At 43.1% G+C, this 15,477-nt stretch carries 9 protein-coding genes; 1 reads left to right on the top strand and 8 read right to left on the bottom strand.

Annotated features, from left to right (window positions below):
• Positions 1-230: 230 nt before the first annotated feature.
• From kdpC to FY557_RS11585, 5 genes are all read right to left on the bottom strand, one after another.
• Positions 231-782, bottom strand: coding sequence for a potassium-transporting ATPase subunit KdpC (kdpC, locus tag FY557_RS11610; protein ID WP_149247412.1), 552 nt, complete (start codon positions 780-782; stop codon positions 231-233).
• Positions 783-946: 164 nt separating this feature from the next.
• Positions 947-2,986, bottom strand: a complete 2,040-nt coding sequence (gene kdpB / locus FY557_RS11605; protein WP_149247411.1) for a potassium-transporting ATPase subunit KdpB — start codon at positions 2,984-2,986, stop codon at positions 947-949.
• Between the two features lie 148 nt (positions 2,987-3,134).
• Entirely contained in the window at positions 3,135-4,829 is a 1,695-nt protein-coding gene (gene kdpA / locus FY557_RS11600; protein ID WP_149247410.1) for a potassium-transporting ATPase subunit KdpA, read from the bottom strand.
• Positions 4,830-5,778: 949 nt separating this feature from the next.
• A complete protein-coding gene (locus FY557_RS11590) occupies positions 5,779-7,104 on the bottom strand; it encodes a sigma-54-dependent transcriptional regulator (RefSeq protein WP_149247409.1) in 1,326 nt (441 codons plus the stop codon).
• 409 nt (positions 7,105-7,513) lie between these two features.
• On the bottom strand, positions 7,514-8,002 hold the full coding sequence (locus FY557_RS11585) for a GNAT family N-acetyltransferase (protein WP_149247408.1): 489 nt from the start codon (positions 8,000-8,002) through the stop codon (positions 7,514-7,516).
• A gap of 136 nt (positions 8,003-8,138) precedes the next feature.
• Between FY557_RS11585 and FY557_RS11580 the strand changes: the two genes are divergently transcribed.
• A complete protein-coding gene (locus FY557_RS11580) occupies positions 8,139-11,015 on the top strand; it encodes a M16 family metallopeptidase (RefSeq protein ID WP_410495929.1) in 2,877 nt (958 codons plus the stop codon).
• A gap of 30 nt (positions 11,016-11,045) precedes the next feature.
• Here FY557_RS11580 and FY557_RS11575 read toward each other — a convergent pair whose 3' ends face one another.
• The 3 genes from FY557_RS11575 to FY557_RS11565 all read right to left on the bottom strand — a co-directional run bounded on the left by FY557_RS11575 (position 11,046) and on the right by FY557_RS11565 (position 15,325).
• The gene (locus tag FY557_RS11575) at positions 11,046-12,125 is read right to left on the bottom strand and encodes a GNAT family N-acetyltransferase (RefSeq protein ID WP_149247406.1); all 1,080 of its coding nucleotides are present in this window, start codon (positions 12,123-12,125) and stop codon (positions 11,046-11,048) included.
• Positions 12,122-13,084 (bottom strand): polysaccharide deacetylase family protein, encoded by a 963-nt coding sequence (locus FY557_RS11570; RefSeq protein ID WP_228451774.1) that lies wholly within the window; start codon positions 13,082-13,084, stop codon positions 12,122-12,124. Before FY557_RS11570 ends, FY557_RS11575 begins: the two co-directional genes overlap by 4 nt.
• A 102-nt stretch (positions 13,085-13,186) precedes the next feature.
• Positions 13,187-15,325 carry a S46 family peptidase gene (locus FY557_RS11565; RefSeq protein WP_149247404.1) on the bottom strand — a complete coding sequence of 713 codons (2,139 nt, stop codon included), beginning with the start codon at positions 15,323-15,325 and terminating at the stop codon, positions 13,187-13,189.
• Positions 15,326-15,477: the final 152 nt, after the last annotated feature.

Raw genomic sequence — 15,477 nt, 5'->3', positions numbered from 1 at the left:
TTCCACATATTTTAAAGCGGACAAAGTTAAGCGGCAAAGCCGCTGATGAAGCGAAAGAATAAAGTCCGCTTCATCGGATCAGCCTGCTGATCTTTTCTTTGCTTCCTCATAGTATGCATTCAGCAATTAAAAAACTTTGCGTTAAAAAAGCAGCTAAGTGATGCATTGAAATTTTTAGTCCTTTCTGTCTTCAAAATAAGATGGATGATAACCTGAATATGAACAAGTACTTAGTATTTCAGCTCGTCCAGTGCAATATTCAGTTTCAGGACATTCACTTTGGAAGGACCGAAAGCTGAGGTTTCCGTTTGTCTGGCAATCAGGCTTTCGATTTTCTCCAATGGGATCTTTCTTTCTTTTGCAATTCTTCTGGCCTGATATGCGGCACCTTCCGGCGAGATATCGGGATCCAGTCCGCTTCCGCTGGCGGTCACCAGTTCGACGGGAACTTTTGTGTTCTGCATTTCCGGGTTCTGCATTTTCAGCGTGTCGATTCTTTTCTGAACCGTTTGAAGATATTCCTCATTACTTGGCCCTTTGTTGCTTCCGGCACTTCCGGCGGCGTTGTAATTTACCGCCGAAGGCCGGCCGTGGAAATATTTCGGGGACTTGAATTCCTGGCCGATGTTGGCGTAAAATTTCTGTCCTTTATAGTTGATGATTTCCGCATTTCCCTGGGTCGGTAAAACCTTGGACCCTGCGTAAACGATGCCTGAATAAATTCCGACGATTACAAGCATAACCAAAGTCAGTCGTAAGGCAGATAAAATATGATTTTTCATTGTTCTAAATTTTTTGTTATTATGGAAAGGATGGTGATGGAAGCTGGAAGCTGGAAGTCACTTGAGTTATAACTAACAGGGAGAAGTCTTTATCTTATTATCATTTAATAAATTAAAACAGTATATTATCAACTTCCGGCACCCAGCCTCCCTCTTCAGCTTTATTAAAAAAACAGGCTGATCACCAGATCGATGAGCTTGATTCCGATAAACGGAGCGATAATCCCGCCCAGGCCGTAGATCAAAAGGTTTCTTCTTAACAGGGCGCTGGCCCCGATCGGTTTGTAGGCCACGCCTTTTAAAGCTAAAGGAATCAGGATCGGGATGATAATCGCGTTAAAAATAATCGCCGATAAAATCGCTGATTCCGGACTGTGCAGATTCATAATGTTCAGCTTCTGAAGAGCCGGGATAAAGGTGATGAACAATGCCGGGATGATGGCGAAATATTTTGCTACGTCGTTCGCAATACTGAAGGTGGTCAGTGTTCCGCGGGTCATCAGCAGCTGTTTTCCGATTTCTACGATTTCAATAAGTTTCGTAGGGTCGTTGTCCAGATCCACCATGTTTCCGGCTTCTTTGGCTGCCTGGGTTCCGCTGTTCATGGCAACCCCCACATCGGCCTGGGCAAGGGCAGGCGCGTCATTCGTTCCGTCGCCCATCATTGCGACCAGCTTTCCTTCCTGCTGTTCTTTTTTGATGTAGTTCATCTTGTCTTCCGGTTTCGCTTCGGCGATAAAATCATCTACACCGGCTTTTTCAGCAATGAATTTCGCGGTTAAAGGATTGTCACCGGTTACCATTACGGTTTTTACGCCCATTTTTCTCAGTCGTTGGAAACGTTCCTGGATCCCGGTTTTGATGATGTCCTGAAGTTCGATGACGCCCCAGACTTTCTCATTCACGGAGACCACCAGCGGTGTTCCCCCGTTTTCTGAAATTTTCGTAACGGCTTCCTGGGTTTCCTGCGGGAAAACATTCCCTGCTTTTTCCGTCAGTTTTTTAATCGTATCATATGCCCCTTTACGGATTCTTGTGTTTTCAAAATCGATGCCTGAAGTCCGGGTTTCTGCCGTGAAATCGATGTAAGTCGGATGGGGAACCAATAAATCTTCGGATTTCAGCTGGCTGAGTTCGATAATGGATTTTCCTTCCGGCGTTTCATCGGCAACTGAGCTTAATGCGGAAGCTTTAATAAATTCTTCCATTTGGATATTGTGGGAAGGGTGGAATTGGGTAGCCTTACGGTTCCCGATCGTGATCGTTCCTGTTTTATCCAGCAGCAGGACGTCGATATCGCCGGCGGTTTCTACCGCCTTACCGCTTTTGGTGATTACGTTGGCTCTCAGGGCACGGTCCATTCCCGCGATCCCGATCGCAGAGAGCAGACCGCCGATCGTTGTCGGGATCAGACAAACGAAAAGTGAAATGAATGCTGCGATGGTGATCGGCGTCTGCGCATAATCTGCAAAAGGTTTCAGGGTAACGGTTACGATGATAAAAGTCAGCGTAAATCCGGCCAATAATATAGTGAGTGCGATTTCGTTGGGTGTTTTCTGCCGGGAAGCGCCTTCTACCAGGGCTATCATCTTGTCGAGGAAAGATTCTCCGGGTTTGGTGGTCACTTTCACTTTGATCCGGTCGGAAAGGACTTTCGTTCCGCCGGTCACGGAGCTTTTATCACCGCCGGCTTCGCGGATCACAGGGGCACTTTCCCCGGTGATGGCCGATTCGTCGATGGTGGCCAGCCCTTCAATGATTTCCCCGTCCATCGGGATCTGGTCCCCGGCTTCGCAGAGGAAGATGTCGCCCAGCTTCATGTCGGCTGATTTTTTAAGAACGGTTTCGATCTGGAACCCCTGTTTGTTATCCACAACTACTTTTGCCGGGGTTTCTTCACGCGTTTTTCTCAACGTATCAGCCTGGGCTTTTCCCCTTGCTTCAGCGATGGCTTCGGCGAAATTGGCAAAAAGGACCGTGAAAAACAGGATGATGAATACTAAAAAGTTGTAGGCGAAGCTTCCCTGGGATTGGTTGCCGGTAAGGCTGAACAGGCTTACAACAAACATGACCGCCGTTCCGATTTCCACCAGGAACATCACCGGGTTTTTAAACATGATTTTCGGATTAAGCTTAACAAAAGACTGTTGGATCGCTTCGTTAACCAGATCTTTCTGAAACAATGTCTGTGATTGATTTTTCATTGTTTTGAATGATTTTTATTTTGAACCGTTAAGATGTATTCAGGACTAAAGTTTGGATTAAGAAAATATTCAAAGAATATTTAAAGCTTCATCATTTGATGAACTTACTGTTCCTGAAAAGATTTTAACGGTTTGATTATTTTAAATTTTATTTTGAAAAATACTGCAGCTGTTCTGCAATCGGTCCCAGCGTAAGGGCAGGGAAAAAGGAAAGCGCGGCAATCAGGAGTATGACGGCTAAGGTCATGAATCCGAAGGTAGCGGTATCCGTTTTCAGCGTTCCCGCACTTTCCGGGATGTATTTTTTCCGGGCCAGTAATCCGGCGATAGCCACAGGGCCGATGATCGGGATAAACCGCGACAGCAGCAGGACGATTCCTGTTGAGATGTTCCACCACGGGGTATTGTCGCCTAACCCTTCAAATCCGGAACCGTTGTTGGCGGAAGAGGAAGTGAATTCATACAGCATTTCGCTGAAGCCATGGAATCCGGGATTGTTTAATGTTTTTGCCCCGAATTCAGGAAGATAGGCGGTTAAGGCCGTTCCCACCAGAATTAAAAACGGGTGGAACAGGGCGACGATCATCGCAATCTTCATTTCCTTAGCTTCGATTTTCTTTCCTAAAAATTCCGGAGTTCTTCCGACCATCAGTCCGCTGATGAACACGGCCAGGATGATAAAGATAAAGTAGTTCAGGATTCCGACGCCGCAGCCGCCGTAAAAGCAGTTGATCATCATCGCCAGCAGCTGGTTCATCCCGGAAAGCGGCATCGTACTGTCGTGCATGGCATTCACAGAACCGGTAGAAATTACAGTCGTTGCAATGCTCCAATACGCGGACGAAGCACTTCCAAACCGGATTTCCTTCCCTTCCATGGCTCCGAGATGAGGGTGGGTTCCCATTTCAGTAATCAGCGGGTTTCCATGGGTTTCATTGATGACATTCGGAACGGTCAGGGCCAGGAAACCGATGGTCATGACGGTAAAGATCGTCCATGAAAGCTTTCTTTTCTTCAAATAAAATCCAAGCGCAAACACCATGGCAAAAGGAATGATCATCTGGGTTACCATTTCTGTCATATTCGTCAGGTAATTCGGATTCTCCAGCGGATGGGCCGAGTTGGCTCCGAAAAATCCTCCGCCGTTTGTCCCTAAATGTTTAATCGCAATAAAAGCTGCTGCCGGACCTCTGGAAACATCAGCTTTTTGTCCTTCTAAGGTCGTGATATGGTCTTTGCCTTCAAACGTCATCGGACTTCCATTGGCAGAAAGGATCAGCGCAACGATAATGCTGATCGGAATCAGGATTCTGGTGATGGATTTCGTGAAGAAATCGTAGAAATTCCCCAATTCCATAGTGGTTTTGTCTTTAAAGGCTTTGAACAGTACGGCCATTGCGGCCATTCCTGTAGCGGCGGTTACAAACTGAAGGAACATCAGATACAGTTGGCTGAGATAGCTTACGCCCGTTTCACCGGAATAATGCTGCAGGTTACAGTTCACCAGAAACGAAATGGCTGTATTAAAGGCCAGATCCGGTGGCATATCCGGGTTTCCGTCGGGATTCAGCGGAAGCCAGGACTGGTTCAGAAGGATGAAAAATCCGAGGACGAACCAGATGACGTTGATAGCCAGCATGGCAAACATATTCTGCTTCCATGTCATCTGCTTGTCCGGGTTGATTCCTGAGATCTTATAAATAAGGTTTTCAGCCGGCCGGAAAATTTTATCCCAAAAGGTTTTTTTATAGCCATATACCTCAGCAATATATTTTCCGAGAAAAATACCAATTACCAATGTCACGGCAAACATGACAATAATGCCTAAAATTTCTGTATTCATGATTCAATTCAGGTTAAAATTTTTCGGGTTTTATCAGTACGTAGCAGATATACCCGAAAGCAAGGACAGATAGGAAAAATAAACTCCACATGATCTTATATTTTATCAAAAAATTCAACAGATTTATACGAGATCCAGAACAGGACGGCACTCAGTGCGATTAAACCGATCAGCATCATAGCACAACAATTAGGGTTAATAAGGTAAGAACTGCATAAGACACCATCAGCAGGCTCAGTTTAGAGTGCTCAGGCTTTCGCGACATTTTTTTTGGAATGGTCATTTTTAAATATTTTATTCTGAACCGGTAATGCCAAAAGAAGTTCCAATGTATTGGAATTTAATTTAAGTTGCTGTTTAATAGCTTGTTGGGTGGTTTTAAATAAACTTGCAACAACACAAAAGCCTATCAAAATGATAGGCGCGTTATTAAAATGATAGGATGTTTAGATTAAAAAGTGCTAAGATTCTATCATAGTGGCTTCGGCTCCGCTCAGCCACCGGATTGCCGGATTTCTTTTATGTTACAAGACAAAAATCCCAGATTTTTAAAAGCTTTTTGTGTGCTTTCTTTAGGATTGAGTATTGAACTTATATTTAGTTGTTTATTAATCAAAATAAAATTAAGGATGCTTAGTGAGGATTCAAAATAGAGTGACTTCTGATAGGATGATAAAAAATTTGTTTGATCATTCATATTTCTTATTGTACTTTGGTAAAAGAAACTTCCGGCATCCCGCTTATTACCTGATTTAATTAAACGGTTCTAATAGGATTATCCTATCCTATAGAAAGCCGTCCCTTCGGGACTTTAAAAGAACATAAATTCGATCGTATCTAGCTTGAATTCGTTTAGCTGTCGAAGCGAAAAATAAAAGTAAGTCTTCAGTGAAAAACTTAAAATCAGCAGCAATTTTTGCCTTGATCTCAGCCTCAGACTTATCTTATCTTATCTTAAATGGTACTCTTCCAGCTTACGGTACAGCGTGGCAATCCCGATTTCAAGCAGTCTGGCAGCTTCCGCCTTATTGCCTTTGGTATATTCCAGAACTTTATGGATATGTTCTTTTTCCAGGGAGCGGATGCTAAGAGAATCTTTTTCCGCCGTCATTTTTTCGGAATAAAGAGGAAGGCTTTCTATATCCAGGATATTTCCGCTCATCAGGATCAGGCTTCTTTCTACGGTGTTTCTCAGCTCACGGATATTTCCTTTCCAGTCGTTCTTTTCTAAGGTTTTATAGTATTCCGGGCTTACTTTGACATCGGCAAGATGAAGCTTTTGGGCGAAAATGTCTACAAAATTTTTGGTTAGTGCTTTCAGGTCTTCTTTTCGCTCACGAAGCGCCGGAAGCCGGATCTCAAAAATATTGAGCCTGAAATAAAGATCTTCCCGGAAATGCCCGTGTTTGATTTCTTCTTCCAGGTCGCGGTTGGTGGCGGCAATCAGTCGGAAATCGGATCTGGAAACCTTGGTTTCACCCATTTTGATAAATTCTTTGGTTTCGAGGACCCGCAGCAATTTGGCCTGCAGCTCGACCGGCATTTCCCCGATTTCGTCCAGGAACAGGGTTCCGCCGTTGGCTTCTTCAATCAGTCCTTTTTTATCTTTTATCGCTCCGGTAAAAGCTCCGGCTTTGTGCCCGAACAGTTCGCTTTCCAGAATGTCTTTGCTGAAGGCGGAGCAGTTGATGGCAACAAAACTGTTTTTCTTCCGGTCGCTGCCTTCATGGAGGGCATTGGCAAAAACTTCTTTTCCGGTTCCCGTTTCACCGGTCAGCAGCACGGTAGCATCGGTTAAGGCCACTTTTTCTGCCAATCTCTTAGCCTGAAGGATCAGCGGGGAAATCCCGATGATGCTTTCGAAACCTTTTGCCGCAATGTTTTTGTGAACGGTTTTAGACCGGTTGTCTTTCGCCTTTTCCATGGCTTTGTAGGCCAGCGGAATAATTTTATCATTGTCATCGCCTTTCACCAGGTAATCGTAGGCTCCGTTTTTCATCGCCTGAACGGCATCGGTGATATTCCCGAAAGCCGTCATCAGAATAATTTCCAGGTGCGGGTATTTGGTCTTGATGGATTTTACCAGATCAATTCCGAAAGCATCCGGAAGCCGGACATCGCTCAGGACGATATCAAATTCGTGCTGTTCCAGCATCGTCAGGGCCGAACGGGCGGTGGAGGCTTCTTTGACGTTAAAATTTTCCTGGGAAAGGATCATTCCCAATAATTTCAGGAGCTTGATCTCATCATCGATGATCAGAATGTTTCCGTGCATGGTGCGATTTTGTAAACCGGTACAAACTTATCGAATTTATTTTGGATTAAAGTAACTTAAAAGTCCGAGATATTGGGTCCCGGCTTTTCATAACAAACGAACTGTAAGAAAAGATACAACTATTCCGCAGTTCCGGTGTTGCAGAATTCTGATCATCTTCTACACAGATAGTTGCACCTCCGGAGCAAATTAACTATCTATTAATCAATGTACTATGAATTGAATCACTACATTTAACCTTAAATAATTTAAAAAATATAAAAGCGTAATCAGTCAATATTTAAAAAAAATTCTTTTAGCAACTGATAACAATATTCTTTGATCATTAATCTGGTCGGTTGTGATATTGGCTGGAAAAAACTTCCCGCCTCCGGCTTCCTTCTTCCAGCCTTTTTACAAGCAAAATTAATTATCCGTTTTTCTCAAATTTCATAATGATTACCGGATTATCCAACGGGGACGAGGGCTCACTGATTTCAGTAAATCCGATTTTTTTATAAAGGTGATAGGCGTATAGATTGGTTCTTTTTACTTCCAGATAAATATCAATATTTTCAAATTGATGGCTGGCTTCCTTAATAGTTTTATCCATCAGCCCGGCGCCGATCTTATTTCCCTGATAACCTTTTTCAACATACATCTGATAAATATAACCTGTATTATTTTCATCCTTAATAAAAGTACAGATTCCTATCAATTGATGATCTATGAATGCTCCTATTACAAATCTGTCCCGGGTCTGATTTTCGATATCCAACTCCATTCTTAATCTTTCATGTTTCAGCGCTTCTTCATAGGTTACCCCGAAAGCGTTGGGAAATTCCTGTAGACTTTCAAGGCGTATGGTTCTGTACATTTTGCTTTCTTCCGGCAGCAGTTTTCGGTAGTGAACATTCATAGATTTCTGTAATTTTTGGTCGGATGGATACTTATCGGATATAAATTAAAACTATAGATGCAATAATAAGGAAATTCAGGATTGTTCTTTCATGATTGCTTACCTTTGTATTCACTCTGAATTGTAAGGGTGAAAAATGAAATTTATGATCGAGAAAAGATTCAAGGAAGAAATTTATACAGATAAAAACAACTACGAATATATAACGGTTTCCCATGACGAAAATAAAGTAAGGATTTATACTTTAAAAAACGGATTGAAGGTTTTCCTTGCCCGGAATGCAGACGCACCGAGAATACAGACCTATATCCCGGTAAGAACGGGAAGCAATAATGACCCTGCCGATAATACCGGGCTGGCCCATTACCTGGAGCATATGATGTTCAAAGGGACTTCAAAACTCGGAACCCAGGACTGGGAAAAAGAAAGCCAACTGCTGAACAGTATCTCGGATTTATACGAAAGCCATAAAGCAGAAACGGATCCTGAGAAAAAGAAAGAAATTTACCGTAAAATCGATGAGGTTTCCCAGGAAGCCAGCCAATATGCCATTGCGAATGAATACGATAAGGCGATTTCGTCACTGGGCGCTACGGGAACCAATGCCCATACCTGGTTCGATGAAACCGTTTATAAAAATAATGTTCCTAACAATGAGCTGGAGAAATGGCTGAAGATCGAAAAGGAACGTTTTTCGGAACTGACTTTACGTCTTTTCCACACGGAGCTGGAATCCGTGTATGAAGAGTTCAACAGGGCACAGGATAATGATTCCAGGCTGGTACAGTACGAAATGATGGATGCGCTTTTTCCGACGCACGCCAACGGGCAGCAAACCACCCTGGGGAAAGCGGAGCACCTGAAAAATCCTTCCATGAAGGCCATTCATAAATATTTTGATGAATATTATGTTCCCAATAATTATGCGATGGTGCTGGTTGGAGATCTTGATTTTGAGGAGACCATTCAGCTGGTAGACCGGTATTTCGGGACAATTCCTTACCGGGAACTGCCGGAGAAAACACCGGTTGTCGAACAGCCCATTACCGGGACTGTAAAAAGAACGGTAAAGAGCCCAACGACCCCACGCGTTCAGCTGGCCTGGAGAACGGAAAGCTATGGAACCCGTGAAGCCATACTGGCCGATATTGTGGCCAATGTTTTAAGCAACAGGGGAGAGGCGGGGTTATTGGATTTAAATATCAACCAGACCCAGAAACTGCTTTGGGGGCAGGCCTATTCGGTAGGACTGAAACAGTACGGTTATTTTTCTATTGTTGCTGTTCCCAAAGAAACCCAGACGCTGGACGAAGCAAAAGAATTGGTACTGGAGCAGGTGGAGCTGGTGAAAAAAGGGGAGTTTCCGGATTGGATGCTTCCTGCCATCATCAACGATTTCAGGCTGCAGCGGATGAAGTCCCTGGAAACAGCGGACGGACTCGCCACCAATCTTTACGATACCTACATCAAAGGCAGAAGCTGGGAACAGGAACTGAATGAGCTGGACGATTATGCACAGTTTACCAAAGAGGATGTCGTAGCTTTTGCCAATGAATTTTTTAAGGAGAATTATGTCATTGTCTACAAAGAAAAGGGCATCAATGAGAAACTGATCCGGGTAGAGAATCCGGGCATTACGCCGATCAAAATAAACCGCGAGGCCCAATCGGAGTTCCTGAAAGAAATCCTTGCTGAGAAAACGGAAGATATCCGGCCTGAATTTATCGATTATCAGAAAGAAATTAAGACCGATGCGGTAAAAGGCAAGAAAATAAGCTTCGTTAAAAACAAGTACAATGATATTGCCCAGGTTCACTTTATTTTTCCTTTCGGCAGCGATCATGACCGTGATCTGGGAATTTCCATGCAGGTGCTGCAATACCTGGGAACCGACCGGTATGCTCCTGAAGAACTGAAAAAAGAATTTTTCAAAATCGGGATAACCAATGATTTCAAAACCACGAACGATCAGCTTCTGATTTCTTTAACCGGACTGGAAGAAAATATCGAGGCGGGGATTGCATTGCTCCGGCATTGGATGGAAAATGTACAGCCCGACCAGGAAATTTACAAAGATTTCGTACAGACCGTGCTGGAAAACCGTGCAGCGATGAAGAAGGATAAGGGAAGGATTATGACGGCCCTGACCAATTATACGAAACTGGGAGCCTTTTCGCGCTTTACGGATGTAATTTCAAAAGAAGAGCTTGAAAACAGCAAGGTTGAGGTGTTTACCGACCGGGTGAAAAAATTGTTCAGCTTTCCGTATGGGATCTTTTTCTACGGCCGGAATTTAGAGGCTTTCACCGCCTATATCGGAAAATATACGGAACCGGAAACGCTTCAGATTCCGGAACCAAGGAAATATCCTGAGCCGGCAACCGGAGGAAATGTCTATTTTACCAATTATGATATGGTGCAGATGGAAATGAGCAAAGTGGGGAGAGGCAAAGATGTTGACCCGGAAAACTTCGGGAAAATCAATGTTTTCAACGAATATTTCGGACGTGGCCTTTCATCGATCGTTTTTCAGGAAATCCGGGAGAGCAAGAGCCTGGCGTATTCTGCGTATGTTTCCTACGCAGCCAATTCGGAACTGAACCATCCGGATTATATCACGACCTATGTCGGGACGCAGCCGGATAAGCTTCAGATTGCCGTTGATACCATGACGGAACTGATGGCCGAGCTGCCGGAAGTGCCGGTACAGTTTGAAAATGCCAGGAATTCGGCCCTGAAACAGATTGCTTCGCAACGGGTAACGAGAACCAACATTTTCTTCAATACCTTAAGGCTGAAGAAACTGAACATCCACCACGATTTCAGGAAAGACATCTACCATCAGATCGAAAGCCTGACATTTGAAGATTTAAAAGCATTTTACAACCATTGCATCAGACCGGTTGATTTCAATACCGCCATTATCGGCAAAAAAGAAAATCTGAACAGGGAAGCCGTCGACCAGATGGGTACCTTTAAAGAAGTAAGTCTGAAAGATATTTTCGGACATTAACAAAAGAGGCTTGAAAAGCCTCTTTTGTTTTTAGGTCATGGCACAGTCGCCGTCGCCGTCCTGGAATCCGGGATCGAATGATTCGGGGAGATGGGCGATAAGGTCTTTGTGGAACATATACCTTCTTTCAAGATTCCGTTTGTGGATGGCCGGGAATTTCTTTGAATTTTCGATCCGGCTGTTGATATCGGTCTGATAGCTTGTCAATGTTATCACTTTATTTTTTAAGATAAAATAACCAAGGAAATCGATCAATTGGTTCGGCTCTGCTTTTGAAAAAAAATACGGAATTTTTAAATGGCCGTCCCGTAAGAGCAGGAGCGAGCAGGTCACCAGCACATTATCTTCATTAAAAATTTTGATCCAGAAATAAAGGAACTGTTCCGAATAGCTTGAAAACAGATACTTTTCTTCTTTTAATTTACCTTCTAAAACCCAGGGATGATTGATCAGTCCGTTAATCTCTTCCGCATTCCGGTTGCTTTTAAATTTGGAGAGGAAGGCTTTGCTTTCCTGATCAATTTTGTCCAGAACTTCAAATTTAAATTCCGGTTTTTTAACAAAAGTATTTTTTACCGAAATTAAAATGTTAGCCACCGAATCTGCCAAACGGAAAACAGGCTGTAAGGATTTTAGTTCGGGTTTTTTAGCCGAAATAATATGTTTAAGATCGGTTCTGAAATAATACCTTTTCCCTTGTTTGGGCTGTATATATTCAAAAACGCCCATTTTGTTGTAGAGACCTTCCGCTTCTTTTGTAAATTCCGTGATGGCAATGTTTCCGTGATATTCTTCAAAAGCTTTATTCAGGAGGCTTTGGGCAATCCTTTTTCCACGGAATTCATTGCTGATAAACAGGGTACTCAGCCAGGCATAGCTGAAGGTTTTTCCATCTGTTACAAACTGATCGGGAAAGCAGCCCAGGTAACCGGCCAGTTGATCACGATCAAAGGCAAGGATAAGCAATGTCTGATCTTCGTTGGCTTTTGGGTTTTTGATATGGGAAACGGCGCGGTGTTCAGTAATTGGAAGGAAACCGTATTTTTTGTAATCGCCGGATGATACAAATGCTTCAAGCTGCTTTTTATTTAATGTTTTCAGATGGATCATCCTCTTACAATTTTATTTTTGTTCAGTATCTTTTTTAATCTGAAATAAGCAAGCTCTTTTTTCAGAACAGCTTCGGCCGGGTCACCGTTTTCCATGGGAATTCTCTGAAAGTTCCTTTCTATACTGTCGAGTTTAATGCCTGCGCACCCGAACGTGCAGAAGACATCTTTGTTTTTAAAAAAAAGGTCGAAAAATTCTTTTTTCACTCCGAAATCGGTGAAAGGAAAAGCAAAACTTTCGTACAGGAAATCATGCTGCTTCAGGAAATCAAATGTTTTGTCGGTGGTTTCCAGCTGCTGACCGACGGATAATTCATGGTACAGCGGATGATCCCAGCTGTGGGAAGAGATCCCGAATCCTTTTTGGGTAATCCTTGTCATCTGATCAAGTGTCATATAAGGCTGCTGCTGCAGTAAAAATATATTGAAATCGACTTCGAGAACCTCGGCCAGGCGGTCCATAAGATCCTGCTGTAAATAACTGATCTTTAAAATCTGCTGTGCGGGGTTTTCTTTAGGTTGTAAAATACTGAAAATTTCAGGGTTGACCCTTTTATCTGCCTTTACTTTCTCAGCCAGAAGGCTTGCCTTGCACCGGAACATCAAATCCTTGTTGTCAATAAACTTTGGATTGATGAAATTAATGGCATAAATTCCTTTCCGTTCCAGGATAGGCGCAACGACATCATAAAATTCCCTTAATCCGTCATCAAAAGTGAGCAGTGCGATTTTCTTTTTGGGTTGGAAACTTCCGTTGACAAATCCTTTGAATTCATCCCAATTAACAAATTGAAAATGCCTGGCTAAAAAATCAAGGTCCTGCTCAAACTGCTTTGTGTTTTTGTACGGGATTATATTTTTAAGATGGGGCAGGTTTTCATCCGAAACACAGTGATATACGGGCAGGCAATACTCCAGAGGAAAAGAATCTGCAAGATTTTCCTTTTCGAAATTTGACAAAAAATTGATGATTTTGTTTTTCATTCAGATGTCAAAAATAAAAAAGAATCTATTTAAACCGGTTGAAAAATTTAAATAGATTCTTTAGATATGCTTTAAAAATTACTTTACAATCTTCATTTCATCCACCAGCCATTTGGAATCGGCAAATTTATCGATGATGAAAAGAATGTATTTGGTGTCTACCATGATGTTCCGGCTGAATCGCGGATCATAATTGATGTCGCTCATCGTACCTTCCCACTGGCGGTCGAAGTTCAACCCTACAAGGTTTCCGTAGGCATCCAGCGCCGGGCTTCCTGAGTTTCCGCCGGTGGTATGGTTGGTTGCGGTAAATCCTACCGGAACGTCACCCGTTTTGTCTTTATACATGCCGAAATCTTTTTTGCTGTACAGGTCGATCAGCTTTTTCGGAACATCGAATTCATAATCTCCCGGAACATATTTTTCCATCACTCCAGAAAGATGCGTCTGGTAGTTGTAGGAAACGGCGTCTCTCGGTGAAGAACCTTTTACTTTTCCATAGGCTACACGAAGGGTGGAATTGGCATCCGGAAAGAACTTACGGTCTTTATCCGTTTTGATCTGCTGCGCCATGTAAGTTTTCTGCAGGGCATCGATCTTCATCTGCAAAGCCGTAAACTGAGGATCCGCTTTGGTCATGTAGGTGTCTCTCATCGTTACATACAGCTGGTAAGCCGGATCTTTTTTGATGGATTTGATCAGTTTGTCCTGATTGGAGAATGCCTTATCGATGTCCTTGCTCAATGAAGCACCGTTTACTTCGCTTCTTCCTGTAATTACGGAGTTTTTAGAAACATCCTCGATGGCCTGGATATTCTGGGCTTCGTTTTTATATTTATCAAACCCCGCCGGCAGAAATTGCGGTGCTGTTTTGTTAGCGTAAAGAGCCAGCAGTTTGGCCGTTACTTTGGCATCCAGTTCTGCATTGTAATCTTTGTAAAAAGAGGTCAGCCTGTTTTTGAAAGCCAATGTGCTTTTTTCGTCGGCTCTTCCTGCTTCCACCGCAGTAATATACCCGTAGTACAGGTTAGCCAGCATCATGGTTTCCGCATTTCTTACGGTTTCAGAATAATAAGCATTGTTTAAGGCATAAGGCGCCTGCTCGGCATACAGTCTGTTCATCTGGTCGATGGTGGATTTGATCTCCGGGTTTTTAGCTGCCAGAGTCCCTTCGTACATTACTTTTTTCTGTACGGCATTGGATTTTTTCAATCCTTCCACTTCGCCGATCCATTTTTTCCAGTAGTTGGCTACCGAAGCATATTTTGAAGCATACTGGATCCGTGTGGCCGCATCCGTACGCATTTTTTCATCCAAGGTTTTTAGTGCCACATCCCTTACCGCAATTCTGGCAGGATCAATCTCTGTCATGATCTTTTCAACGGCAATCGCAGGAAGGTATTCCGTGGTTCTGCCCGGGAATCCGAAAACAAAGGTGAAATCATTTTCATTTTTATCCTTGATGGAAACCGGAAGATAATGCTTCGGAACATACGGTATGTTGTCTTTGGAATATTCCGCCGGCTTGTTGTTTTTATCGGCATAGATCCTGAACATGGAAAAATCCCCGGTATGTCTCGGCCACACCCAATTGTCCGTATCGGAGCCGAATTTCCCGATACTCTGCGGCGGTGCACCTACCAGACGGATATCTTTGAATGTTTCTATCGTGTAAGCGTAAAACTTATTCCCGTAATACATGGATTTTACGGAAATCGACTGATACGGCTCGGTTTTCTGAGCGTTTTTATAAACCTCAATATTTTTGGCAATCTGTTTGGCCAGTTCCGGCTCCTGAAGATTATCCGTTCCCTGCAGGATCTGAGGGGTTACTTCTTTGATATCAACAATGAAATCCACCGTTACGCCGGGGTTAGGAAGCTCTCCCTGCGGATTCTTCGCCCAGAACCCATTGGATAAAAGGTCGTTCTGAACGGTTGAATGCGCCTGGATCTGCCCGTACCCACAGTGGTGGTTGGTGAGCAGAAGACCCTTCGGCGAAATAATTTCGGCCGTACATCCGCCGTTGAACTGCACCACGGCATCCTTAATGCTGGGCTTCTGCGGATTGAAAATGTCTTTGGCAGAGATCTTCATTCCTAAATCTTTCATCTCCTTTTCATTAAGCTCTGTCGGAATCCACATTCCGCCGTATTGCTGTGCAAACGTCATTACAGCCGGCAAAAGAAATACAGATAAGAGTATCTTTTTTGTCATAATCAAAATTTTGTCCCAATTTACGAAGAAAATTTCAGGTTTAAATTAAAGTTTCAGGTTTAAAGTTTTGGTTCAAAGTTCCAATAGTAAATCATCCGGCTAACTTGTAGAGATTTTATTTTAGATTATTAAAAGAATTCACAGAAAGATTC

Origin of the sequence: Chryseobacterium sp. SN22 (genome assembly GCF_008329705.1) — a bacterium.
In the GTDB taxonomy this organism is placed as follows: Bacteria; Bacteroidota; Bacteroidia; order Flavobacteriales; family Weeksellaceae; genus Chryseobacterium.
The sequence above is the reverse complement of the archived record's forward strand: the minus strand, read 5'-3'. Positions and strand labels throughout refer to the sequence as shown.